Raw genomic sequence first — 24,201 nt, 5'->3', positions numbered from 1 at the left:
GTAACAGATGAAAGTCATCATTGTAGAAGATGAAATTCTGGCTCAACAGGAGCTAAGCTGGCTTATCAATACGCACAGCCAGATGGAGATTGCAGGCACCTTTGACGATGGCCTGGACGTGCTCAAATTCCTGCAGCACAACCGGGTCGATGCCATTTTTCTCGATATCAACATCCCGTCGCTGGACGGCGTGCTGCTGGCGCAAAATATCAATCAGTTTGCCCATAAGCCATTTATCGTCTTTGTTACCGCCTGGAAAGAGCATGCCGTAGAGGCCTTCGAGCTGGACGCCTTTGACTACATCCTTAAGCCTTATCAGGAATCACGCATTATCAGCATGTTGCAAAAGCTCGAGACCGCCTGGCAGCAGCAGGCCGTTCCGGCTAATGCCAGCCCTACCGTGCGGGAAAATGACACCGTTAATCTGGTCAAGGATGAACGTATCATTGTGACGCCCGTCAACGATATCTACTACGCCGAAGCGCATGAGAAGATGACGTTTGTTTATACGCGCCGCGAGTCTTACGTGATGGCGATGAACATGACCGAATTTTGCAGCAAGCTGCCAGCCGCACGCTTTTTCCGCTGCCACCGTTCGTATTGCGTAAACCTGATTAAGATCCGCGAGATAGAGCCGTGGTTCAACAACACCTACATTTTACGCCTGAAGGATCTTGATTTTCAGGTGCCGGTGAGCCGCAGCAAGGTCAAAGAATTCCGTCAGCTCATGCACCTTTGAAAGGTCTCCCCTCTCCTTTCGCAGAGGGGAGAGCGATCACAGGATATAACCCAGCACCTGGCGCAAATGGGCGCCTGAGCCCAGCAACCCTGGGTTATCGTGTACAATCAGGTATACAGGGATATCCTGCACGTAGCTTCGAAAACGCCCTTTATCTTCAAAACCGCCGCGAAAACCGGATGCCTTAAAGAAGTCGAGAAAGCGCGGTACGATCCCGCCCGCAATATAGACGCCACCGAAGGTGCTGAGATTAAGCGCCAGGTTGCCGCCAAAACGCCCCATAATCACACAAAATAGCGACAGGGCGCGGCGGCAGTCGGTGCAGCTATCCGCCAGCGCACGTTCAGTAATATCTTTTGGCTGCAGGTTTTCCGGCAGGCGTCCGTCCGATTTCACAATCGCCCGATACAGGTTCACCAGCCCCGGGCCGGAGAGGACACGCTCGGCAGACACGTGGCCTATCTCAGAACGTAATTCTTCAAGGATGATGCCCTCTTCTTCGCTATTTGGCGCGAAGTCAACGTGGCCGCCTTCACCCGGCAGGCTGACCCAACGCTTATCAACGTGAACCAGGTGCGAAACGCCCAGACCGGTGCCGGCCCCGTAAACGGCAATCGGCTTACCTTCAACGGGCGCAGTACCCCCAAACTGGATCAGATGCTCTGGCTTGAGCATCGGAATAGCCATCGATACCGCGGTAAAGTCATTGATGATCTCAAGATGCGCAAAGCCGAGGTTTTTTTGCATTTCGGCAATTGAGAAGGCCCAGGTGTGGTTGGTCATCGCCACCCAGTCGCCTGTTATCGGACAGGCAATGGCAATACAGCCATCTTCAACGCTGGCCTTATGCTCATCCAGATATACGCGCACAACGGCCTCCAGGCTTGGGTAATCCAGCCCGGAATAGGTTTTCGCCTGGGAAATTTCACCGCTGCTCACATCGCATAATGCAAGGCGCGCGTTCGTGCCGCCCACATCACCTACCAACGCATACTTTGTCATTCTTCAACTGCTCCGCTAAAGTCAAAATAAATCTTTGAGACACTGTAAATTCAAGGCGTGATAACAACAACGACCGGAAGGTGAATGCCCCTGGATTATCGATCCTCATCACAGAATAACTTTACCGTTTCAGCACCTTTTGCACTATTGCCATAATGCTGATTGTGCAAAGTAATGACATAGCATTTTTTACAAGGAAATCATCATGCTCCATCCGCGAGCCAGAACTATGCTGTTATTGGCAATTCCGGCGCTCATAATTGGCGTTGCCTCAAGTCTGGTGCTTATCGTCGTGGTGAAAGTCGCCTCGGTACTGCAAACGATGCTGTGGACTGCCCTTCCTGCAAATTTAGGTTTCAGCCCTGAATCTCCGGCGTGGATTATTATGATGCTCACGCTAACCGGCATAGTGGTGGGTATGGTGATTCGCTACAGCCCAGGCCATGCTGGCCCCGACCCTGCGCAGGAGCCGCTTATTGGCGCGCCGGTCAATCCCTCTGCTCTGCCGGGGTTGATCATCGCATTGATTGTGGGGCTGGCGGGTGGCGTTAGCCTGGGCCCCGAGCACCCGATCATGGCGGTGAATATTGGCCTGGCGGTGTTTCTTGGCGCGCGCATTTTCCCCCGGATTGGGGCCCTCGACTGGACGATACTGGCCTCTGCCGGCACTATCGGCGCGCTATTTGGTACCCCCGTCGCGGCAGCACTGATCTTTTCCCAAACCCTCACCAGTAATAATGACGTACCACTATGGGATAAACTCTTTGCCCCGCTGATGGCCGCGGCAGCAGGCGCCCTGACCACCAGCCTGTTTTTCCACCCGCATTTCTCCCTCGCCTTGCCCCACTACGGCCAGATGCAGGTCGCCGACATTTTCAGCGGCGCGGTGGTGGTGGTCATTGCTATTGCGCTGGGGATGGTGGCGGTATGGTGTCTACCGCGCCTGCACCGTCAGATGCATAAGCTTAAACATCCGGTATTGATTTTGGGGACCGGGGGTTTAATTCTCGGGGTTTTAGGTGCTATTGGCGGAACGGTGACCCTGTTTAAAGGGCTGGACGAGATGCAACAGTTAGCGTTCAGCCAGGTGTTTAGCGTTTCCGATTATCTGCTGTTCGCATTGGTCAAACTGGCGGCACTGGTTGTGGCGGCGGCGTGCGGCTTTCGCGGCGGGCGGATCTTCCCGGCGGTATTTATCGGCGTAGCGCTGGGACTTATGCTACATGAACATGTCGATGCTGTTCCAGCGGCCATCACCGTTTCGTGTTCGATTCTTGGCCTGGTGCTGGTAGTGACGCGCGATGCATGGCTAAGCCTTTTTATGGCCGCCGTGGTCGTGCCCGACTCCACACTTTTTCCCTTACTCTGTATCGTGATGTTGCCCGCCTGGCTTCTGCTGGCGGGCAAACCCATGCTATTGGCCTGGAAAAACGACAGGTAGTCAGGCCCGGTTGCGCGCCTCCAGCGCTTTCGATACCTCCTCCAATAGCGGCGGAATATCGGCTTTTGGCAACATCACTTCAATTAACGATAGCCGATTGTGGCTCGCTGCTTTTTCCAGCGCCTGCGCAAACTGACCCACTTCACTGACGCGCCAGCACTCGGCCTGAGGATCGAGGCTGAGCGCCCGTGGGATTTGCGTCCAGTTCCAGAGCGCAATGTCGTTATAGCGCTGCGCCGCCCCGTGGATCGCCCTTTCAACGGTGTACCCTTCGTTGTTCAGTACCAGAACGATCGGATGCTGTTTATCGCGCAGCATGGAGCCGAGTTCCTGAATGGTCAGTTGCGCCGCACCATCGCCGGTCAGCACAATGACTCGCCTGTTTTGACAGGCCGTTTGTGCACCGAAGGCCGCCGCCAGCGCATAACCAATCGACCCCCAGAGAGGCTGGACGATAAAGTTCACATCGGCGGGCAGGCGCAAACCAGCCGCGCCAAACGCCGAGGTGCCCTGGTCTGCGAGGATGATGTCACCCGGTCGAATAAAAGTTTGCAGGGTGTTCCAGACGTTTTCCTGGGAGAGCGCGCCATTCGGCGGTGGGAAAGCACGATCACGCCTGGCGGAGGGCATATGGTCGTCGTGAAGATGCTGTTTGCTCAGTTCAACCAGCGTCTCAATAGCCTGATGCATCGGGATACCGGTAAACCAGACTTCCCCGACGCGGGAAGCATGAGGCTGGACCTCGATCGTTTGTACGGCGCTGAGCTGATGGGTAAAACCCGCTGTCAGGGTATCGGCGAAACGCGTCCCGACGCAGAGCACAGTGTCTGCGCCCTCAATCGCCTGCTGGACTACGCTTTCACTTGCTGAACCGCTGTAGGTACCGTAAAAACCGGCCTGCCGTTCATCGAAGATCCCTTTGCCCATTAGCATTGTGGCATGGGCCATCGGCACCTCCTTTACCCACTGCTGTAATACGCTCTGAAGGCCATAGCGCAGTACCAGGAAATCGGCCAGCAGCGCCGGGCGTTTGCTCTTCGCCAGCCTGATCGCCGCCGCCTCGCGAAAAGCGTTCAGACAGGCAACGTCGGCCTGCTCGGGCTTAAGCGTGAGAGCGTTTACAGGGGGGGTGGCGCTTTTTTCTGACACGTCGGCAGGCAACATCAGGTAGCCCGGGCGGCGCTCCCGTAACATTGTGGTGAGCACACGGTCAATTTCATAGCAGGCATTTTGTTCAGTCAATATCGTCCTGGCAACGGTGATTGGCTCGCTCATATGATAAAAATGCCGGAACTCACCATCCCCTAACGTGTGGTGCATTAACTCCCCTTTTTGCTGTGACGCCGTACCCGGCGCCCCCACGATATGTAATACCGGCACATACTCTGCAAAGCTGCCGGCTACACCGTTCATGGCGCTCAGTTCCCCTACGCCAAATGTTGTCAATAGCGCGGCAAAGCCCTTACACCGGGCGTAGCCGTCGGCGGCGTAAGCAGCGTTTAGCTCATTGGCGCAGCCCACCCAGCAGATATCAGGGCTGTCTATCACATGGTCGAGAAACTGCAGGTTGTAGTCGCCCGGTACGCCAAACAGATGGTCTGCGCCACACTCCGTAAGACGGCCCAGCAGGTAGTCGGCGACGCGGTATGGGGTTTGCATAACAGGTGTCCTTAAGTCGTTGACCTCACTTTGAGTATTAAGGAAGCGTGATGGCTGTCCAGAAGGACGTTAAGCAGGCATGGAAAGAATGCTTTACAAAAAAGCTGCGTTATTCTCCATTTCTTCAGGTTAGTGTAAACGTATACACTGTTTTTTTCTGCATCAGAGGTTACGAGAATGGGTTATCAGCCAGACAAGAATCGTTATCAGACAATGCAATATCGCCGCTGTGGACAGAGCGGGCTAAAATTACCTGCCGTTTCGCTCGGGCTTTGGCACAATTTTGGCGACGCCACGCTTATCGAAAATAGCCGCCAGCTTTTACACCGCGCTTTCGATTTGGGTATTACTCATTTTGACCTTGCCAACAACTATGGCCCGCCTCCAGGATCAGCCGAACGTAACTTCGGGCGCATTTTGCAGGAAGATTTTCTCCCCTGGCGCGATGAGCTGATCATCTCCACTAAAGCGGGCTATACCATGTGGGATGGCCCATACGGGGACTGGGGTTCGCGCAAATACCTGATCTCAAGCCTGGACAGGAGCCTCAGCCGCATGGGGCTGGAATATGTCGACATCTTTTATCATCATCGTCCTGACCCGCAAACGCCGCTGCAGGAGACGATGAAAGCGCTGGATCATATCGTGCGACAGGGTAAAGCGCTGTACGTGGGCTTATCTAATTACCCTGCGGAACGGACGCGTGAGGCTATTGAGATACTGAACGATCTCGGTACGCCGTGTCTTATCCATCAGCCCAAATATTCCCTGTTTGAGCGTGGCGCTGAAGAGGGTTTGCTGGCAGTGTTACAGGAACAGGGCGTCGGCTGTATTCCTTTCTCGCCGCTGGCTGGCGGACAACTGACTAACCGCTATCTGAACGGTATTCCTGAAGATTCACGCGCCGCCAGCGGCAGTAAATTCCTGAATCCCGATCAGATAACCGAAGAGAGGCTGGAAAAAGTGCGCAAGCTGAACGCGGTAGCGGAAAAGCGCGGGCAAAAGCTGTCGCAGATGGCACTGGCCTGGATTTTACGCCACGACGCGGTGACCTCGGTGCTGATTGGCGCCAGTAAAACCGCCCAGATTGATGATGCCGCGGGCATGCTGGAGAATCGTCTTTTCTCAGCTGATGAACTGGCGACCATAGAATCCCTCCTCAGCAGCCCAACATAACCTCTTTTTTAGCAAAAAATGCTCTCATTCATGAATTAGGAGTTGAGGCGATGTAACGATGGTTTACCCATTCGTAATATTGAGTTAACAGGCCGCACATCGGCCCCGGTCGTGAAGGAGAAGAGTATGTTCAGGTCACTGATTCTTGCAGCGGTGTTGCTGGCTTCGGCCCCGCTAATCGCCACTGCAGGCGAGATCACCCTGTTGCCATCCATTAAATTGCATATTGGCGATCGCGACAATTATGGTAACTACTGGGATGGCGGTGGCTGGCGCGACCGCGATTACTGGCATCGTCATTATGAATGGCGCAAAGACCGCTGGTGGAAGCATGACAATGGCCGCCACCGCGGTTGGGACAATCGTAGAGCCTACGAGCGCGGCTACCGCGAAGGCTGGAGCGACCGTGATGACCGCCGGGGCGGCTGGGGTCACGGTAAAGGTCATGGACACGGTCACGGCCATCACTGATTGTAAAAAGGGGCTATTTAGCTCCTTTTTCTATTACAGCCCTAAGGCCATTCCCACCAGCAGCCAAAGGTTAAGCACCACCACCACCACCACGATGACCCACCCCACCCTTTTCACCCGCGTCGTATTCACCAGTTCGCCCATCAGGGATGCGTTGCTGGTGAAAATCAGCAGCGGCACCAGCGCAAGGGCAATCCCAAAGCTGAGCAATACCTGGCTCATCACCAGGATCCGCGTAGGATCCAGCCCCATCAGAATCACAATAAACGAGGGCAGCATGGTCACGGCACGGCGCACCCACAAGGGAATATGAAAACGCACAAAACCCTGCATCACCACCTGGCCTGCGAGCGTGCCGACTACCGTCGAAGAGAGACCCGCCGCCACCAGACTCAAGCCAAATATTGTCGCGGCAGCATGGCTTAAGAGCGGCTCCAGCGTCAGATACGCCTGGTCAAGATCGGCAACCCCCGTATGACCATTGAAGTGGAATGCCGCCGCCGCAGTAGCCATCATGGCCAGGTTCACAAATCCGGCAATCGTCATGGCGATACCGACATCCCATTTGGTTGCCGAATAGCGTTCCTGGCGTGAGCCGCCGTGCAGATGCTGTGTTAATGAGGAGTGCAGGTAGATAACATGCGGCATGATGGTTGCCCCCAGTACCCCGGCTGCCAGGAAAACGGCCTCAGATGTTGGCAGGCTCGGGATCGCCATACCTTTACCGAGCTCAACCATGTTCGGCTGGGAGAAAACCAACTCGACAATATAGGCCGCCGCGACGAACAGCAGCAGGCCGCCGATCATTCTCTCAAGGGGCTTCTGTCCCCGTCGCTGCAGCATCAGAATCAGGAAGGTGGCAATCCCGGTCAGCACGGCGCCTTGCAACAACGATACGCCCAGGATCAGTTTAAAGCCGATAGCCGCCCCGATAAATTCAGCAAGATCGGTCGCCATCGCAATAATTTCGGCCTGCACCCAGTAAAACCATACCGCCGGACGCGGATAGTGGTCGCGGATCTGCTCCGCCAGATTTTTACCCGTCGCAATCCCAAGCTTTGCAGAGAGCATCTGAATCAGCATGGCCATCAGGTTAGCCCAGACCACCACCCACAGCAGTTTGTAGCCAAAGCTGGCCCCGGCCTGAATATTGGTCGCAAAATTACCCGGATCGATATAGCCTATGGCCGCAATAAATGCAGGTCCCATTAATGCGAACCGCAGCTTACGCGCGGCTCTGCCACTGCGACCCTCTATGCGACTATTACTCATGTCTGCCTCTGGAAATATAGCCTTTGCTATGTTTTATGCTATCAAAATGAGAATGATTATCAAGATCATTAATAATGTTTAACATGATTACTCTGATAGCTAAGAACGTTAGGTGGGCAGGCGGTGCGATATCACAGAATGTGAAAATGCACAGTCAATTGTGAAGCGTAGCACACAAACTTAACTTTTCACTCATTTACCTAACATAACAAAAATGTATTGCTGATCACTATTTTTGAGAGTATCGTTCCGGTGAACTCACATTTTCAAAAATTTTTAGTCAGATAACATCGGCGGCATCCTGAATCACCTGAGGTTTTGCCATGCCGTTATCTTTCTGGTCCGCCGACGACAAAAAGCATCATATCCGCGCCTGGCGCGACAGCGGGCTCACTTCCCGCCAGTACGCCCTGCACCACAACATCAATCCCGGCTACTTCAAAAACTGGCCCTCCATGTTCCCCGATATCAACAATCAACCGGACTCCGCTGTCATCCCCGTCCGGGTGACTCCGGAGCCTTCCGCCATTAACGCTGCCGTCACCCTCCATCTCCCCGGCGGCTGTCGTATCGACTGCCTGCCCGCGCAACTCCCTGACGTGCTCCGGGCGGTGAAACATGCTGAAGCCTGAACGCCTCTTCCTTGTCCGCCAGCCCGTCGATATGCGCTGCGGCATTGATGTCCTCACGCAGTATATTCAGGCCTCCCTCACCACGCCCTGGCATGACGGCGCCGCCTTCCTCTTCACCAACAAAAACCGCACCCGTATCAAACTGCTGCGGTGGGATAAACACGGCGTCTGGCTCTGTTCCCGCCGCCTGCACCAGGGGCGATTCACCTGGCCGCGTGACGGCGACAGCGCATGGTCGCTCACGCCGGCGCAGTTCGACTGGCTGGTCGCCGGCATTGACTGGCAGAGAATGGCCGGTCACGACCTGACGAAATGGACATAATATCTGCCGGTAATCTGATGATTTTGAATGAATATCTGTGCCGGAAAGCCTATAATATCCGGTATGGATATCACAGTACTTCTCTCCACGAATGACCCCGACACGCTGCGTCAGCTGGCGTTATCCCTGCTGGAAGAAAACCGTAAAAAGACGCCTCCCTGAGCGAAAAAGACCATCAGATACACCTGCTGAAGGAGGCCCTGCTGCTGGCCCGCCAGCAGCGCTTTGGCCGTCAGGCTGAATCCTTCAGCGGCTTACAGCGCTCCCTGTTCGAAGAGGATGTCGACGCCGATATCGCCTCTGCCGAAACCCGGCTTGCGCGTCTGCAGCCGGAACCGGAAGAGAAGAAAGCCCGTCCGGTGCGTAAACCGCTGCCGGAACATCTTCCGCGTGAAGAAACCGTTATCGAACCTGACGCCTGCGGCTGCCCGGACTGCGGCCGGCCGCTGCGCCATATCCGCGATGAAATCAGCGAACGGCTGGATTACATCCCGGCGCAGTTCGTGGTGAAACGTTACGTCCGCCCGCAGTACGGTTGCGATGACTGCCAGCGCGTGGTCTCCGGTCGTCTGCCCGCGCAGATTATCCCGAAGGGCATTCCCGACGCCGGCCTGGTGGCGCAGGTGCTGGTCGGCAAGTACTGCGACCGCCAGCCGCTGTATCACCAGCAGCAGGTGTTCGCCCGCGCCGGGGTGGAACTGCCGGTGAGCACGCTGGCCGGATGGGTGGGCGCGGCCGGCGTCTGGCTGATGCCGCTGGCGGAACGGCTGCGCACAGCGCTGTTAAGCCGCCCGGTGCTTCATGCGGATGAAACGCCGTTGCAAATCCTGGAGACGAAAAAGGGCGGAAAGGCGCAGAATGGTTACCTGTGGACCTATGTCAGCGGTGAAACCACCGGCGACAGCGTGGTCTGCTTCGACTGTCAGCCCGGACGGGCGGCGCGTTATCCCGAAGCCTGGCTGGCGGGCTGGAGCGGCCGGCTGGTGACAGACGGCTACGCCGTGTATCACTCCCTGAAAAACGGCGGTAATATCATCAACGCGGGATGTTGGGCGCATGCGCGGCGCGGCTTCGCGGCGTTGTATAAGGCAAATCGCGATCCGCATGCGGGAACGGCGCTGAAAATGCTCCACGGGCTGTACAGGCTTGAAAAAAAGATCCGCCACCGGCCAGCGGAGAAGATCCGGCAGTGGCGGCAGCGGTATGCGAAGCCGCAACTGGATATCCTGTGGGGCTGGCTGACGGCGCAGGTACAAAAATGCGCGCCGGGTTCAGCGCTGCATAAGGCGATAAACTATGCGCTGTCTCACAAAACAGCGCTGAGCCGGTTCGCGGAGGATGGCGCATTGCCGCTGGACAACAACCGGTGCGAGCGGGCGATCCGCCAGGTGGTGATGGGGCGGAATACGTGGCTGTTTGCCGGCTCGTTGCAGGCGGGGCATCGTGCGGCAGCGGTGATGAGCCTGCTGGAAACGGCGCGACTGAACGGCGTGGAGCCGTATGGCTGGCTGAAATCGTTGCTGGAACGCCTGCCGGAATGGCCGCAGGAGCGGCTGGATGAGTTATTACCCTTCGCCAAAAATAGCCTGATCGACTGACGCAAAACTGCGAAATGCAGAATGGGGCGGCTTCGTCAATATGAGTTCGCCGAAACGATACTTTTGAGACTCATCACAGGATGTAACTAAAGTGTGGCCTTGATCTCGTTTTCTTTGCGCTTGTTACATAGAATGTGCACGGAAATTAAACCTGCCTCATATTTGGAGCAAATATGGACCGCGTCCTTCATTTTGTACTGGCACTCGTTGTCGTTACTGCACTTGCATTGCTGGTCAGCACAGACCGCAAAAAAATTCGTATTCGCTATGTTGTTCAGCTGCTGGTCATTGAAGTTTTACTTGCGTGGTTCTTCCTGAACTCAAACGTAGGCCTGGGCTTCGTGAAAGGCTTCTCTGAGATGTTCGAAAAGCTGCTCGGATTTGCTAACGAAGGGACTAACTTCGTCTTTGGCAATATGAACGATCAAGGCCTGGCCTTCTTCTTCCTTAAAGTACTATGTCCAATCGTCTTCATTTCTGCGCTTATCGGTATTCTGCAGCACATTCGTGTTCTGCCTATTGTTATCCGCAGCATTGGTTTCGTGTTATCCAAAGTCAACGGCATGGGTAAGCTGGAATCGTTTAACGCCGTGAGTTCACTGATCCTCGGTCAGTCTGAGAACTTTATTGCCTATAAAGATATCCTTGGCAAGATGTCACGCAACCGCATGTACACCATGGCGGCAACCGCAATGTCTACCGTCTCCATGTCTATCGTGGGCGCGTATATGACCATGCTGGAGCCGAAATACGTGGTAGCTGCGCTGGTTCTGAACATGTTCAGCACCTTTATCGTACTGTCGCTGATCAACCCGTACCGCGTTGACGCCAGTGAAGAAAATATTCAGATGTCCAACCTGCACGAAGGCCAGAGCTTCTTCGAAATGCTGGGCGAGTATATTCTGGCAGGCTTCAAAGTAGCGGTTATCGTTGCCGCTATGCTGATCGGCTTTATCGCCCTGATCTCCGCCCTGAACGCACTGTTCGCCGCCGTTCTCGGTATTTCCTTCCAGGGCATCCTGGGCTACATCTTCTACCCTGTTGCCTGGGTGATGGGTGTGCCGGCTCACGAAGCGCTGCAGGTCGGCAGTATCATGGCGACCAAACTGGTGTCTAACGAATTCGTGGCGATGATGGATCTGCAGAAAGTTGCCAGCACGCTCTCTCCACGCGCGGAAGGCATCTTGTCCGTGTTCCTGGTATCCTTCGCTAACTTCTCCTCCATCGGTATCATCGCTGGCGCAATTAAAGGCCTGAATGAAGAACAGGGTAACGTGGTTTCTCGCTTCGGTCTGAAGCTGGTTTACGGCTCTACGCTGGTGAGCGTCCTGTCTGCGTCTATCGCAGCGCTGGTACTGTAATCCTGATTAAAAAAAAGCCGGGAGGTCCGCTCCTGGCTTATTTATGACTGTAACTGAGTAAGCGGTATTGGTTTCCCTATCAAGTAACCCTGCAGATAATTGACGCCAAATCGAAGCAACATCTCCCGCTGTTCAGCGGTTTCGACATACTCTGCAACCACGCAGAGCGACTTCGTTTTCGCCAGATTACAGATAGACTGCACGATCATCGCATCCATGCTGTCGGTACAGATATCTTTCACAAAGCAGCCGTCAATCTTAATAATGTCAGCCTGCAGGCGCTTAAGGCGCTCATAGTTAGCATACCCGGTACCAAAATCATCAATAGCGATACGGAAACCGTAATCGCGTAATTGCTGAATATTGTTGATGCTGCTGCCGGAGTTAGAAAACGCCTGCTCTTCGGTAATTTCGATAATTACCGCCTGAGGCGCGACGCGATAACGCTCAAAGAGTGCGATTATCTCGGCAGCGACCTCTTTATGTATGAGCGTCAACGGCAGCAGATTGACAGAAAAACGAGCGCCCACCTGCGTCGACGGGCGCTCGTGCAGCCATACCAGTAATTTCTCGACTACGCTGAGGTCAAACCGATGACTGAGGTTAAACTGGGTAATCAAGGGAATAAACCGGTCAGGGGTGATTATCTCGCCTTCGCTTTCCATACGCGTCAGAATTTCATAATAACCTTTAGCCTCGGCGTCCTGGATAGGTTGAGCGTATAGGTGAAACTGACCCGCTTCGAGAGCATGTTTGATGCGCGCCAGCATCAATACCCGCTCCGTCGTTTGCCCTGATGCCGCCTCCAGGCTATTGGTCAGCGCCAGCACATTATGAGCACCGCAAGATTGTTCTGATAACCAGCTCAGTTGCCCCAGCGTATGGTGTAGCGTCTCACCGTTTTCAACCTTCCCCCAGGATGCGCCAAATTCAATATCCAGCCCGGTATTGTTCCAGAAAATTTTGCGACTGTTCAGTTGATTGACCATATGCTGCAGACGCTCAGCGGTTTCCGGCCCCAGTAAAACAAGCACCAGCTCACTTCCCGGAAGCTGAAAGAGCTTCTCATCTTTTTTCAAAAATGGCTGCAGCGAGGCCGCAATTGTCCGTTTGCAATGTACCCGCATAAGGATGCCGTAGTGGCGACTGAGGAACTCCAGATTATCCATCCGCAGGCAGCACATTCTGGCGTCAGGATGAACCTGCAGATAATCTTCTAGCGCACGAATATTCGGTAACCCGGTCAACGGATCGGTAAGCGCCCTCTCTTGCCAGCCCTGCTTCATCCATTCGCTGCGCCGGTAAATGCGCGACATGTAAAGCAAACAGATAGCAAATGAGATGAGAACAGACAAAACAAAGGAGAGCGAATGGCCCGATTCCACACCATTAAGAAAGTTATAGTTATAGGTGAGCAGCAGGAGTGCGGATGCCGCCCAGAGCAAAGAGATCAGCGCATAACTCAGTCGGCTGATGCCCAGTGTAAAGAGGATAAAAATAAGCGGCATCAGATAGCCAGCAATGACCGGTGACTCAAAAGGCGCACATAAAAGTGCCAGAATGGCGATTAACAGCAGTAGCCAGACGACACTGGATAATGCTTTTTTGTGAAAAAATACCGGTTTCACGCTTCGACGCCAGAACGTGATGGCATACCGGGGGTTCATCATCATTCTTAATGGATAATAGAACATCATTGTGAAAAGCAGTGCCGCACCGATGAGACTCAGAATATCAACGACGTTATAAATTACGCTACCTTCACCAAAGAACGAGGATATAGTCAGCGGAAAATCAAATATATAACCGACCAGATACATTGATGACTTAATGCCTAACGGCACCATAAAACCGAGCCAGAAAATACGTATCCCAAGGTACTTGTTCGGCGCACTGTAGCGCCAGCGTTTACCCAGCATGAGGCGTATTACTCCGCAGCCTACAAAGACTGAAAATGTCTGGCAAAATAGTAAAACAAGATAATGTAGCGGAGTTAAATCAATAAGATAGATATTAGTAATACTGAAGCTTAGCAGAACCGGAATGATCGCCCGACGACCCAATAAAAAAATCATCGCCAGCATGACGCTTAAGGGTAGCCATGCTAAATAAACATCATGCCCATTAACAACCGCGCGCGGAGAAAGGTAGCGAGAAGCAGGCACAGCGACCAGGCATAGTACCAGGGTAAGCATAAATATCTTTACATTGTTGTAAGTTTTTCTTTTCATCAAATTAGATAATCTATTTACCCATACGTCTTATTGACCGGATGGATCATAGGTTTATTAATTGAACGAAGCAAGGTCAAGCCGGATTATCGCGGCGTTTATTGATTTGAGTTGAGGTGCGGTATAAAAAACTATCACGAAGGTAACATAATCCGTGGGAAGGTGTTACAAACGCACAAAACCCCCGTCTTGCGACGAGGGTTCACATTTTGGTGGAGCTAAGCGGGATCGAACCGCTGACCTCTTGCATGCCATGCAAGCGCTCTCCCAGCTGAGCTATAGCCCCAGATTTTACTTTACTTACCGCCCTCTGTTGGGTTCAGAGTTTGGTGGAGCTAAGCGGGATCGAACCGCTGACCTCCTGCATGCCATGCAGGCGCTCTCCCAGCTGAGCTATAGCCCCGTCGTAAAGCTGTCATGTTGACGGGCGGCATAATATGAATTCCGTCGCAGAGTGTCAACGGCAAAATCCACTCCTGCCATTCAATCGCCGAAAAATCATGCAAATAAAGCATTTTGCGTATCTGCTCGCAGTCAGGAGTTAAGCCTGTCACGTTTTCACGTAAAACGGTGCTATAAAATGAACCCGTAATTACCCCTACTAACGCTCAGGAAATTGCATGATCAAGGAACGAATGACGCCGGAAGAGTTAGCCCTGCTGACGGGCTATAGCCGCCAGACCATCAATAAATGGGTTCGTAAAGAGGGTTGGATTACGTCGCCAAAGCCAGGAGTTCAGGGTGGAAAAGCGCGTCTGGTGCATGTGAATGAAAAAGTGCGCGATTTTATTCGTAGCGCACGCAGGGCATCCGAAACAGCCGATGCACCTGAAAATGCCTACCTCGACGGGTCACTTCACACATTGCTTCTGATACTGGCGAATGAAATGACGCCGGATGAGCAAAAGCAGATGACATCGCTGTTACTGCGGGAAGGGATTACCGGCTTATTGCAACGTTTAGGGATTCGCGATCAAAACTGATATGAAAAAATTACGCAGTAAAATGACCACGGAAGAGCTGGCAGAAAGTTTGGGAGTCGCCAGACAAACGGTTAATCGCTGGATACGCCTGAAAGGGTGGAAAACCGAAGGGGTTAACGGTGTTAAAGGTGGCCGGGCGCGGCTGATTCACATTGATGCTCGTGTGAAGGAGCACATTCTGAGCCTTCCTGCCATTCGCAGCCGCCAGGCGGTGTACCAGTTGGCTGAAGCCCCGTCCCTGTACGGCGAGCCCGCAGCGTCGAACCTTCTGCCTCAAATTATCAATACGCTGGAAAACATGACCCAGGTGGAGCAGGAGCGTCTTCAGGTATTACTGGCGCGCGAGGGTATACACGGCTTTCTCACCCGTCTCGGCATTGCTGAAGTGCATGCATAATAAAACGGCAGGGTGACGACCTGCCGTTTGTTCACTCAAACTGGCTTATTGCTGATTTTCACGCTCAGCAATAAAGCCCAGCGCCTTATTAATACGCGCAACGCTGCGAGACTTGCCGATGGCGTGGACGGTGACGTCCAGTGCCGGAGACTGGCCTGCGCCAGTTACTGCAACACGCAGCGGCATGCCGATTTTACCCATGCCAACTTCCAGCTCATCCGCCGTTGCCTGAATCGCATGATGCACATTTTCAGCCGTCCATTGCGTAATGGCCGCCAGCTTATCGCGTACCACTTCCAGAGGTTGACGTGCCACCGGGCGCAGGTGTTTCCTGGCGGCGTCAGCGTCGAAGGCGTCAAACTCTTCATAGAAGTAGCGGCAGCTTTCCGCGATCTCTTTCAGCGTTTTGCAGCGCTCGCCGAGCAGTTTTACCAGTTCAGCCAGCTCAGGGCCGGTACGGGTATCAATATTTGCCTGCTCAATATGCCACTGCAGATAGGTCGCGACATACTCTGGCTGCATGGTGTTGATATAGTGATGGTTCAGCCACAGCAGCTTATCGGTATTGAACGCACTGGCGGATTTGCTCACTGAGTTCAGCGAGAACAGTTCAATCATCTCTTCGCGGCTGAAGATCTCCTGATCGCCATGGGCCCAGCCCAGACGCACCAGGTAGTTCAGCAGGGCTTCCGGCAGATAGCCGTCATCGCGATACTGCATAACGCTTACCGCGCCGTGGCGTTTAGACAATTTTTTACCGTCGTCACCGTTGATCATCGAGACGTGCGCATACACCGGCACTGGCGCGTTCAATGCTTTGAGAATGTTGATTTGACGCGGAGTGTTGTTGATATGGTCTTCACCGCGGATAACGTGGGTAATTTCCATGTCCCAGTCATCCACCACCACGCAGAAGTTATAGGTCGGGGAACCGTCGGTACGGCGAATAATCAGATCGTCCAGCTCCTGGTTGCTGAATTCGATCGGGCCGCGGATCTGATCATCAAAGATTACCGAGCCGTCCTGCGGGTTAGCGAACCTTACTACGCAAGGCTCATCAGCGGCATGTTCGCGGTGATCGTGACGGCAACGGCCGTCATAGCGCGGTTTTTCACCGTTGGCCATCTGCTCTTCGCGCAGGGCATCCAGACGCTCTTTGGAGCAGTAACATTTGTAAGCCGTACCGGCAACCAGCATGTCATCAATCACGGCGTTGTAGCGATCAAAACGTTTGGTCTGGAAGTAAGGGCCTTCATCCCACTCCAGATTCAGCCAGTTCATCCCATCCATAATGGCTTCAATTGCTTCCGGCGTGGAGCGCTCGAGATCGGTGTCCTCAATACGCAGCACGAACTCACCTTTGTTGTGGCGCGCAAAAAGCCAGGAATAGAGAGCAGTACGTGCACCACCGACGTGCAGATAACCTGTCGGGCTGGGCGCGAAGCGAGTTTTGATTTTCATGAAATGGCCTTACGTTATAAAGATGCCGGCAATCGGCAAATCCTGGGAGAAAAACATTGGGCAATATTCTATCACTGTAGGGCGATTCCTCAATGTTGTTCCCTTTATCAGGATAGAGTTTGCAATTTTTGTTTAGAAATCATGCTTTATAGCCCGTCTCACGATCGTTTTGTTTAATTTTACGACGAACGATTAAAAACTTTAGAAAAGGCGTTGACTCATTTTCAACTCTCCCTATAATGCGACTCCACACAGCGGGGGTGATTAGCTCAGTTGGTAGAGCATCTCCTTTACACGGAGGGGGTCGGCGGTTCGAGCCCGTCATCACCCACCATATACTTTATGTAGACTCGCAGTGTAGATAAGTATTGAGATTGGGCGATTAGCTCAGTTGGTAGAGCATCTCCTTTACACGGAGGGGGTCGGCGGTTCGAGCCCGTCATCGCCCACCATTCTCATCTTATCGCAGCAGTTCCGAAATGGGCGATTAGCTCAGTTGGTAGAGCATCTCCTTTACACGGAGGGGGTCGGCGGTTCGAGCCCGTCATCGCCCACCATTTCGGGTCGTTAGCTCAGTTGGTAGAGCAGTTGACTTTTAATCAATTGGTCGCAGGTTCGAATCCTGCACGACCCACCAATGTAAAAAAGCGCCCTAAAGGCGCTTTTTTACTATCTGCGCTATGTAGCACGGATATTCCTGCCATCTTTATCCCTTCCCTCGTTAGCAGTAACAAATCTCAAGTAAATCCTGTCGGTGCCGATAGCTCTGTTTTATAGCGAAAAGGATCTCAATATGACAACGTTCAGGGCGGTATCACTGTCAACGATAGAAATTGGCAGCAGCGGCAGCAGTTCCGGCGGGAATGATATTGCATCCCGGATAAACCAACTGACCAGACAGATAACGAAAGCGACTCAGCAGCTCAAAGAACTGGCAATGAGTGAAGGCTCAGCAGAAGAGAAACAAAAGCAGCAGGCATTACTCGAATCCCAACTGACCCTGTTGCAGGCACAGCTGGCGCAGTTGCAGCGCCAGAAGGCAGAAGAGTCGATGCCGAAGCAGACCAACGCTAAGGGGGTGACCGAGGGCGTTAATAAGCCTTCGGCCGATAACCAGATTGATATCTATATCTGATTATCGTCATCCTTAAACAGTGGATCGCGCGTGCGGGCCTCCATCAAGCGCTGGGCCTGCATACGCACCACTTCCCAGCAGGCATGCGCCGCACCAGACAGAGACCGGTTTTTACGTCGAACCAGCATCAACTGTCGTTTAATACACGGGGCAAATCTTTTCACCCGCAGACGGCTTCCCTGCGGCAGCGGCAGTGCCAGCGCCGGTAATACGCTGATCCCTATGCCCGCTTCAACCATAGGAAACAGTGTGGCCGGATGTCCAATCTCCTGCATGATATTTGCCTCAACGCCTTGCGCCATCAGAGCTGCATCAATCAACGGGCGGCTTCCAGAGGCGTAATCCTGTAACACAAGATTCGCTCCCTGCAACGCCTGCCAGGAGACCTGCGCTAACCCTGCAAGCGGATCGTCATCACGGCAGAGCAATAAAAAAGGCTCGGACAGCACGACTTCGCATTCCAGATCGGTTACTGCGCCGGGATCAATCACAATACCAAAATCGACATCGCCCTGGCGAATACTCTCCAGCACCCACTGCTGCGGCCTGTCGTGCAGGACAAAATCAATGTCCGGATAACGATGATTACTCTCAGCGATACACTGTGGGATGAGGTGGGCAGAAATAGTCTGGCTGGCCGCGACCCGCACGGTCCCGGAAAGTTGCTGGCCAAGTCGGCCCACGTCACGCAACGTACTGTTGAGTTCATCCAGCAAGCGCTCCAGGCGCAAAGCCAACTGCTGGCCCGCTTCGGTAAGCATCACTTCACGCGTGGTGCGGTCGAGCAGGCGCACGCCCGTCTGGATCTCCAGCTCTTTCACGCTGTGGCTCACGGCCGACTGGCTAAGGCCAATCCTCTCCCCTGCCCGGCTAAAACTGCGGGCATGCGCTACAGTAACGAAAACACGAAGCTGACGTAGAGAATAATTCATCTGTTAAATTCATGAATGGATGCAATAAATCAATTTTATTTCTCAAATGGAAAAAAGCACAATAGGAAATCTGTTTTCAGGAGTCATTATGAAACTCTTTCGTATCCTCGATCCGTTCACCCTTACTTTGATTGTTGTTGTTCTGCTGGCCTCCTTCTACCCCGCTCGCGGCGGGTTCGTGCCGTTTTTTGAAGGGCTAACGACCGCAGCCATTGCCCTGCTGTTCTTTATGCACGGCGCCAGGCTCTCCCGAGAGGCCATTATTGCCGGCGGCGGACACTGGCGGCTGCATTTGTGGGTGATGTGTAGCACCTTTATTCTGTTCCCTGTCCTCGGCGTGCTGTTTGCGTGGTGGGCACCGGTAAATGTTGACCCCGCGATTTACACCGGTTTCCTTTATCTGTGCATTCTGCCAGCCACCGTGCAGTCCGCCATTGCCTTTACTTCGCTGGCTGGCGGCAACGTTGCGGCCGCGGTTTGTTCCGCTTCCGCATCAAGCCTGCTTGGGATCTTCGTCTCGCCGCTGCTGGTTGGCCTGTTGATGAATATGCACGGCGCAGAGGGTAATCTTGAGCAGGTGGGCAAGATCTGTCTCCAGCTGCTGCTGCCGTTTATTCTTGGTCATCTTTCGCGTCCGTGGACGGGGGCTTTTGTTACGAAGCACAAGAAATGGATCTCTAAAACCGACCAGACGTCGATTCTGTTAGTGGTCTATTCCGCGTTCAGCGAAGCGGTCGTTAATGGGATTTGGCATAAGGTGGGCGCTGGCTCGCTGCTGTTTATCGGGGTGGTCAGCATCGTTCTGCTGGCGATTGTGATTGCGGTAAACGTTTATGTCGCCCGTAAATGCGGCTTTAATAAAGCTGATGAAATCACCATTGTCTTCTGCGGCTCGAAAAAGAGCCTGGCAAACGGCATTCCGATGGCCAACATTCTCTTCCCAACCTCGGTGATTGGGATGATGGTGCTGCCGCTGATGATATTCCACCAGATCCAGTTGATGGCCTGTGCGGTGCTGGCGCGTCGTTATAAGCGCCAGACAGAGAAGCTGGCGCAGGTAGAGACCCGCGCCGGGAAGGCTTAAGGCCGTTTCAGGGGCTGAACCAACTGGGTCAGCCCCTCGGTTTTGATCAGTAACGTGATAGACATCAGTTCGCCCAGTCGCCCGGCCGGAAATTCATCCTTGCGGGCAAACCACAACAGATATTCCTCCGGCAAATCGATTAACATCCGTCCTTTATACTTACCGAACGGCATTTGAGTGTTAGCGATCTCAACGAGCTGTTCTTTCTCCACGCTATTCTCCTAAGAGACGCAGCATTTCCGCTTCGTCGATCACGTCAATGCCCAGCTCCTGCGCTTTGGCAAGCTTCGAACCGGCCGCCTCACCGGCAATCACCAGATCCGTTTTCTTCGATACACTCCCCGCGACTTTTGCCCCCAGCGCCGCCAGACGCGCTTTGGCATCATCGCGTGAGAGCTGGCTCAGGCTCCCGGTCAGTACCACGGTTTTACCGGCGAACGGACTGTCGATTTCTTCGGCATTAACGACCATCGGCGCTGGCCATGTAATGCCCTCTTTCAGCAGTTTACCGATCACCTCGCGGTTGCTCTCTTCAGCAAAGAAGTTAAAGACGTGCGTTGCGACCACGATGCCGACGTCCGGAACTTTCTGCAGATCGTCGATGCTGGCTTTTTCCAGCGCGTCCAGCGTGCCAAAGTACCCCGCCAGGCCCGCCGCCGTCGCTTCACCTACTTCGCGAATGCCCAGCGCATAGAGGAAACGGGCAAAGGTGGTTTGTTTCGCGCTTTCCAGCGCCTTGACCACATTCTGCGCCGATTTCGGCCCCATGCGGTCAAGACCGGTCAACTTACCTGCCGTCAGCTTGAACAGGTCCGCTGGCGTATGGACATACTCTTTCTCAACCAGCTGATCGATAATCTTGTCGCCCATGCCGTCGACATCCATCGCGCGGCGAGAAACAAAGTGTTTCAGCGCCTCTTTACGCTGCGCCCCACAGACTAATCCGCCCGTACAGCGAGCCACAGCTTCCCCTTTGATGCGTTCAATTTCTGAACCACAGACGGGACAAACCGTTGGAAAAACAATAGGCTTAACATCATCCGGTCGCATAGATTCTACAACGCCAACTATTTGCGGGATTACATCACCAGCTCTTCTTACGATAACTCTGTCATTAATCTTTATGCCTAATCTTTTAATTTCATCTTCATTATGGAGCGTTGCATTTTTTACTAAAACACCAGCAACCTTAACTTCTGCAAGTTTTGCAACTGGAGTTATAGCTCCTGTACGCCCCACTTGAAATTCAACATCACGAAGCCGGGTGATTTGCTCCTGAGCTGGAAATTTAAAAGCTGTAGCCCATCGTGGCGATTTTGCAATAAACCCTAAACTTTCCTGCAGTGGGATTGAGTTTACTTTCACTACAAGTCCATCAATATCAAAACCTAACCTGTCACGCCTTGTTGAAATTTCTCTATAAAATTCAATAACATCATAAGGGCTGTGGCATAATTTTGTATGATTACTAATTGGGAAACCCATATCGCGGAGTTTATGTAATCTTTCGATATGAGTACCAGGAAATTCAGTTCCTTCTATTACTCCAGTACCATAACAACAAAAAGTTAATGAGCGTTTGGCGGTGACTTTAGGATCAAGCTGTCTAAGCGATCCTGCTGCAGCGTTGCGCGGATTGGCAAAAATTTTCTGCCCTTTACGGCGAGCTTCGTTGTTCATTTCCTCAAAGCTTTTCTGAGTGATGAAAACTTCACCGCGAACTTCAATTCTTGACGGAATATCTTTTCCGAGAAGAACTAACGGAATGGCTCTAATCGTTTTAATATTACTAGTTATATTCTCACCAACAGTACCATCCCCTCGAGTAGCGGCATGCCTTAATTTACCGTTGACATATAGTAGATTCACAGCGAGCCCATCAAACTTCAATTCACAGCAATACGTGATTGCATCAACTTTTTGTATCCTGTTCTGAACACGTTTACTAAACGCCAAAAAACTATCTTCATCAAACACGTTATCTAATGACAACATTGGCATTTCATGACGTACTTGACCAAATGCCCCAAGCGGTTCAGCCCCAACGCGCTGGGTCGGGGAGTCCGGGGTGATAAGCTCCGGGTACTGCGTCTCTAATTCCCGCAGCTCGCGCATCAGGCGGTCATACTCCGCATCCGGCACTTCCGGCGCGTCCATAACATGATAAAGATATTCATGATGGCGAAGCGTGGTTCGCAGTTGAGTCAGTTGTTGTTCGATTGAGTCCATATCGCACCATCAATGAGAAAAAACCCCCGACAGGCGGGGGTTATGGAGGAGTTGAAGATAACGCGACGTTTACGCGTTGGCTTCCTTAACTTCGCGGATGCGCTCCTGATACTCACGCAGTTTCTGCGGCGTCATCATACGACGCTGATCGTCAAGCACCACACCGCCGACTTCATCGGCTATGTGCTGAGCGGACTGCAGCATCAGCTTGAAGTTCTGCAGTTCGTCACCGTAGGACGGCACCTGCATAAAAATCGTTACGCCCCGGGGTCACAAAATCACCAGTCATTTCCGGATCAAAGGTACCCGGGTTAACCATATTCGCCAGGCTAAACAGCGCCGGGCCGCTGCCGTCAGGGCTAAGGTGACGATGGAAAATATTCATGTCGCCAAACTTGAACCCTGCTTGTTCAATGCTGTTCAGCAGCAGTTCACCATTAAGTTGTGTGCCATGATGCGCGGCTACGTTCATGATGATCACCGCCTCTTTACGCTGCGGCTTTTCAACAACCGGTTCCGGCTCGACAACGGGCTCTGGCTCAACGAGAGGCGCGGGCTGCGGTACTGGCGCAGGCTGCACATAAACAGGCTGCTGCGTCGGTGGTTGTACCGGCTGGGGCTGGTGCACAGGCTGTTGTTGAACCGGGGGTTGTATTACCGGCTGAGGCGCGACAGGCTGCTGGACCGGCGGTGGCGGTTGCTGACGCACTGGCTCTTGCGCAGGCTGGCGCGGCTGTGCGGAAGCATACGGCGGTTGATACTGGTGCTGCGCAGTGCGGGGGGCTTCATGCTCCCCATGCGCTGCGCCAGGCGCAGTATTGACCCGATGAACACGAACTTCACCCACGCCGTCGTCGCTGCCTGCGATATCATCTTCACTGTCATCGTCATCTCGACTGGATTTCATGCGCTTCAGTGGGCGATCGCGAAACATAGAAGAACGCTCTTTACGACTGGTCCAAAAACCATGGACCAGTAAAGCGATTATGGCGATCGCGCCAACAATGATTAATATCAGACGCAAATCCTGCATCATTATATTCTCTGTTGTTCTAACACCTTGCCACCACGGCAAACATTTACTCACTAAGAGTATTTGCCGTTGACGTCAAGTGCAAGTGTGCGCGGAGCATTCACAGCATAAAGATGTGCTAAATCGTGCTTTTTGCTGTTTTTTCGAACATTTCCGAACTGGTCATTGCTCCGTAACTGGATAATATAGGCGGGCAATTTCACTGGTTGTGTAAAAGGAGTACAGCCTGGTTATGGTTTCAACATCTACGTCATCCCCACGCAGCGGCGTTTGGTATTTTTCTCAGGGCTGGAAACTGGTCTCCCTGCCTGGCATTCGCCGCTTTGTGATTTTGCCATTACTGATCAATATCATCCTGATGGGCGGTGCCTTCTGGTGGCTATTCACCAGGCTCGAAAGCTGGGTGCCGGCCATCATGAGCCATGTTCCGGACTGGCTGCAGTGGTTAAGTTATTTGCTGTGGCCGGTTGTGGTCATCTCGGTGCTGCTGGTGTTCGGTTATTTCTTTTCAACCCTCGCAAACTGGATAGCCGCACCCTTTAACGGGCTGCTGGCAGAGCAGTTAGAAGCGCGTCTTACCGGCGCCACCCCGCCCGATACCGGCGTGCTGGGGGTCGTGAAGGATGTTCCGCGCATCATGAAGCGAGAGTGGCAAAAATTTGCCTGGTACCTCCCGCGTGCGATCGTGCTGCTTATTCTCTATTTTGTGCCCGGCATTGGCCAGACGGTGGCCCCGGTGCTGTGGTTCCTGTTCAGCGCCTGGATGCTGGCTATTCAATATTGCGACTACCCGTTCGATAACCACAAAGTGCCGTTTAAGGAGATGCGCGCCGCGTTGCGCACGCAGAAGGTCGCCAATATGCAGTTTGGCGCACTCACCAGTCTTTTCACCCTGATTCCGTTCCTGAATCTGTTCATCATGCCGGTTGCGGTCTGCGGCGCGACGGCCATGTGGGTGGATTGCTATCGAGCGCAGCACGCGTTATGGAAGTAATGCAAAAATGTGTAAACACGGGGTGGCTTATGCCGCCCTTATTCCATAC

20 protein-coding genes, 6 tRNA genes and 2 pseudogenes are annotated in these 24,201 nt (G+C 53.2%); 17 read left to right on the top strand and 11 right to left on the bottom strand.

What is annotated here, in order from left to right:
* The first annotated feature begins 7 nt into the window (after window positions 1–7).
* Window positions 8–739, top strand: a complete 732-nt coding sequence (locus NL510_RS07360) for a LytR/AlgR family response regulator transcription factor (RefSeq protein WP_253383034.1) — start codon at window positions 8–10, stop codon at window positions 737–739.
* Between the two features lie 36 nt (window positions 740–775).
* On the opposite strand, the gene glk is transcribed toward NL510_RS07360, so the two are convergent.
* The gene (glk, locus tag NL510_RS07355; RefSeq protein WP_253383027.1) at window positions 776–1,741 is read right to left on the bottom strand and encodes a glucokinase; all 966 of its coding nucleotides are present in this window, start codon (window positions 1,739–1,741) and stop codon (window positions 776–778) included.
* A 205-nt stretch (window positions 1,742–1,946) separates the two neighbouring features.
* On the opposite strand from glk, the gene NL510_RS07350 reads away from it, so the two are divergent.
* Entirely contained in the window at window positions 1,947–3,182 is a 1,236-nt protein-coding gene (locus NL510_RS07350) for an ion channel protein (protein WP_253383026.1), read from the top strand.
* On the opposite strand, the gene ipdC is transcribed toward NL510_RS07350, so the two are convergent.
* Window positions 3,183–4,841 (bottom strand): indolepyruvate decarboxylase, encoded by a 1,659-nt coding sequence (gene ipdC, locus NL510_RS07345; protein WP_253383024.1) that lies wholly within the window; start codon window positions 4,839–4,841, stop codon window positions 3,183–3,185.
* Window positions 4,842–5,018: 177 nt separating this feature from the next.
* Between ipdC and mgrA the strand changes: the two genes are divergently transcribed.
* Both mgrA and NL510_RS07335 read left to right on the top strand, forming a co-directional pair.
* Window positions 5,019–6,017: an L-glyceraldehyde 3-phosphate reductase gene (mgrA, locus tag NL510_RS07340; protein WP_253383017.1), complete on the top strand. Its 999-nt coding sequence runs from the start codon at window positions 5,019–5,021 to the stop codon at window positions 6,015–6,017.
* Window positions 6,018–6,143: 126 nt separating this feature from the next.
* Complete coding sequence (locus NL510_RS07335; protein WP_253383014.1) at window positions 6,144–6,488, top strand: DUF2502 domain-containing protein; 345 nt, start codon at window positions 6,144–6,146, stop codon at window positions 6,486–6,488.
* A 33-nt stretch (window positions 6,489–6,521) separates the two neighbouring features.
* Here NL510_RS07335 and NL510_RS07330 read toward each other — a convergent pair whose 3' ends face one another.
* A complete protein-coding gene (locus NL510_RS07330; RefSeq protein ID WP_253383006.1) occupies window positions 6,522–7,760 on the bottom strand; it encodes an Nramp family divalent metal transporter in 1,239 nt (412 codons plus the stop codon).
* Between the two features lie 323 nt (window positions 7,761–8,083).
* Between NL510_RS07330 and tnpA the strand changes: the two genes are divergently transcribed.
* From tnpA to NL510_RS07310, 4 genes and pseudogenes are all read left to right on the top strand, one after another.
* Window positions 8,084–8,392, top strand: coding sequence for an IS66 family insertion sequence element accessory protein TnpA (gene tnpA / locus NL510_RS07325; protein ID WP_253379067.1), 309 nt, complete (start codon window positions 8,084–8,086; stop codon window positions 8,390–8,392).
* Window positions 8,379–8,714, top strand: coding sequence for an IS66 family insertion sequence element accessory protein TnpB (gene tnpB / locus NL510_RS07320; RefSeq protein WP_253379065.1), 336 nt, complete (start codon window positions 8,379–8,381; stop codon window positions 8,712–8,714). The genes tnpA and tnpB overlap by 14 nt, the downstream gene beginning before the upstream one ends.
* A gap of 63 nt (window positions 8,715–8,777) precedes the next feature.
* Window positions 8,778–10,312, top strand: a pseudogene (gene tnpC, locus NL510_RS07315) (IS66 family transposase).
* A 173-nt stretch (window positions 10,313–10,485) separates the two neighbouring features.
* On the top strand, window positions 10,486–11,673 hold the full coding sequence (locus NL510_RS07310; RefSeq protein WP_253383004.1) for a NupC/NupG family nucleoside CNT transporter: 1,188 nt from the start codon (window positions 10,486–10,488) through the stop codon (window positions 11,671–11,673).
* 41 nt (window positions 11,674–11,714) lie between these two features.
* On the opposite strand, the gene NL510_RS07305 is transcribed toward NL510_RS07310, so the two are convergent.
* The 3 genes from NL510_RS07305 to NL510_RS07295 all read right to left on the bottom strand — a co-directional run bounded on the left by NL510_RS07305 (window position 11,715) and on the right by NL510_RS07295 (window position 14,307).
* Window positions 11,715–13,904 (bottom strand): EAL domain-containing protein, encoded by a 2,190-nt coding sequence (locus NL510_RS07305; RefSeq protein WP_253383002.1) that lies wholly within the window; start codon window positions 13,902–13,904, stop codon window positions 11,715–11,717.
* 210 nt (window positions 13,905–14,114) lie between these two features.
* Window positions 14,115–14,190, bottom strand: a tRNA-Ala gene (locus NL510_RS07300).
* 41 nt (window positions 14,191–14,231) lie between these two features.
* Window positions 14,232–14,307, bottom strand: a tRNA-Ala gene (locus NL510_RS07295).
* 217 nt (window positions 14,308–14,524) lie between these two features.
* On the opposite strand from NL510_RS07295, the gene NL510_RS07290 reads away from it, so the two are divergent.
* Together NL510_RS07290 and NL510_RS07285 are read left to right on the top strand one after the other, a co-directional pair.
* Window positions 14,525–14,887 carry a YfeC-like transcriptional regulator gene (locus NL510_RS07290; protein WP_253383000.1) on the top strand — a complete coding sequence of 121 codons (363 nt, stop codon included), beginning with the start codon at window positions 14,525–14,527 and terminating at the stop codon, window positions 14,885–14,887.
* A 1-nt stretch (window position 14,888) separates the two neighbouring features.
* A complete protein-coding gene (locus NL510_RS07285) occupies window positions 14,889–15,284 on the top strand; it encodes a YfeC-like transcriptional regulator (protein WP_253382999.1) in 396 nt (131 codons plus the stop codon).
* Window positions 15,285–15,329: 45 nt separating this feature from the next.
* Here NL510_RS07285 and gltX read toward each other — a convergent pair whose 3' ends face one another.
* The gene (gene gltX / locus NL510_RS07280) at window positions 15,330–16,745 is read right to left on the bottom strand and encodes a glutamate--tRNA ligase (RefSeq protein WP_253382997.1); all 1,416 of its coding nucleotides are present in this window, start codon (window positions 16,743–16,745) and stop codon (window positions 15,330–15,332) included.
* 258 nt (window positions 16,746–17,003) lie between these two features.
* Here gltX and NL510_RS07275 point away from each other — a divergent pair.
* The 5 genes from NL510_RS07275 (at window position 17,004) to NL510_RS07255 (ending at window position 17,880) form a co-directional block, all read left to right on the top strand.
* Window positions 17,004–17,079 (top strand) — tRNA-Val (locus NL510_RS07275).
* A gap of 42 nt (window positions 17,080–17,121) precedes the next feature.
* Window positions 17,122–17,197: transfer RNA gene (locus NL510_RS07270), tRNA-Val, on the top strand.
* Window positions 17,198–17,226: 29 nt separating this feature from the next.
* A tRNA-Val gene (locus NL510_RS07265) sits at window positions 17,227–17,302 on the top strand.
* A 4-nt stretch (window positions 17,303–17,306) separates the two neighbouring features.
* Window positions 17,307–17,382, top strand: a tRNA-Lys gene (locus tag NL510_RS07260).
* A 156-nt stretch (window positions 17,383–17,538) separates the two neighbouring features.
* Window positions 17,539–17,880 carry a FlxA-like family protein gene (locus NL510_RS07255; protein WP_253382995.1) on the top strand — a complete coding sequence of 114 codons (342 nt, stop codon included), beginning with the start codon at window positions 17,539–17,541 and terminating at the stop codon, window positions 17,878–17,880.
* Here the strand turns inward: NL510_RS07255 and NL510_RS07250 are convergent.
* On the bottom strand, window positions 17,871–18,812 hold the full coding sequence (locus tag NL510_RS07250) for a LysR family transcriptional regulator (protein ID WP_253382993.1): 942 nt from the start codon (window positions 18,810–18,812) through the stop codon (window positions 17,871–17,873). The two genes, NL510_RS07255 and NL510_RS07250, sit on opposite strands and share 10 nt — an antisense overlap.
* 88 nt (window positions 18,813–18,900) lie before the next feature.
* Between NL510_RS07250 and NL510_RS07245 the strand changes: the two genes are divergently transcribed.
* Window positions 18,901–19,896, top strand: a complete 996-nt coding sequence (locus tag NL510_RS07245) for a bile acid:sodium symporter family protein (protein ID WP_253382991.1) — start codon at window positions 18,901–18,903, stop codon at window positions 19,894–19,896.
* Here the strand turns inward: NL510_RS07245 and NL510_RS07240 are convergent.
* From NL510_RS07240 to zipA, 3 genes and pseudogenes are all read right to left on the bottom strand, one after another.
* Entirely contained in the window at window positions 19,893–20,108 is a 216-nt protein-coding gene (locus NL510_RS07240; protein WP_253382988.1) for a DUF3820 family protein, read from the bottom strand. The genes NL510_RS07245 and NL510_RS07240 overlap by 4 nt on opposite strands.
* A gap of 1 nt (window position 20,109) precedes the next feature.
* Window positions 20,110–22,125, bottom strand: a complete 2,016-nt coding sequence (gene ligA / locus NL510_RS07235) for an NAD-dependent DNA ligase LigA (RefSeq protein WP_253382980.1) — start codon at window positions 22,123–22,125, stop codon at window positions 20,110–20,112.
* Window positions 22,126–22,194: 69 nt separating this feature from the next.
* Window positions 22,195–23,161 (bottom strand): annotated as a pseudogene (zipA, locus tag NL510_RS07230) (cell division protein ZipA).
* A 229-nt stretch (window positions 23,162–23,390) separates the two neighbouring features.
* On the opposite strand from zipA, the gene cysZ reads away from it, so the two are divergent.
* Entirely contained in the window at window positions 23,391–24,152 is a 762-nt protein-coding gene (gene cysZ / locus NL510_RS07225) for a sulfate transporter CysZ (RefSeq protein ID WP_253382974.1), read from the top strand.
* The last annotated feature ends 49 nt before the right edge of the window (window positions 24,153–24,201 follow it).

Origin of the sequence: unidentified bacterial endosymbiont, assembly GCF_918797525.1 — a bacterium.
GTDB lineage: Bacteria > Pseudomonadota > Gammaproteobacteria > Enterobacterales > Enterobacteriaceae > Enterobacter.
This window is presented reverse-complemented; position numbering and strand designations above follow the sequence as displayed.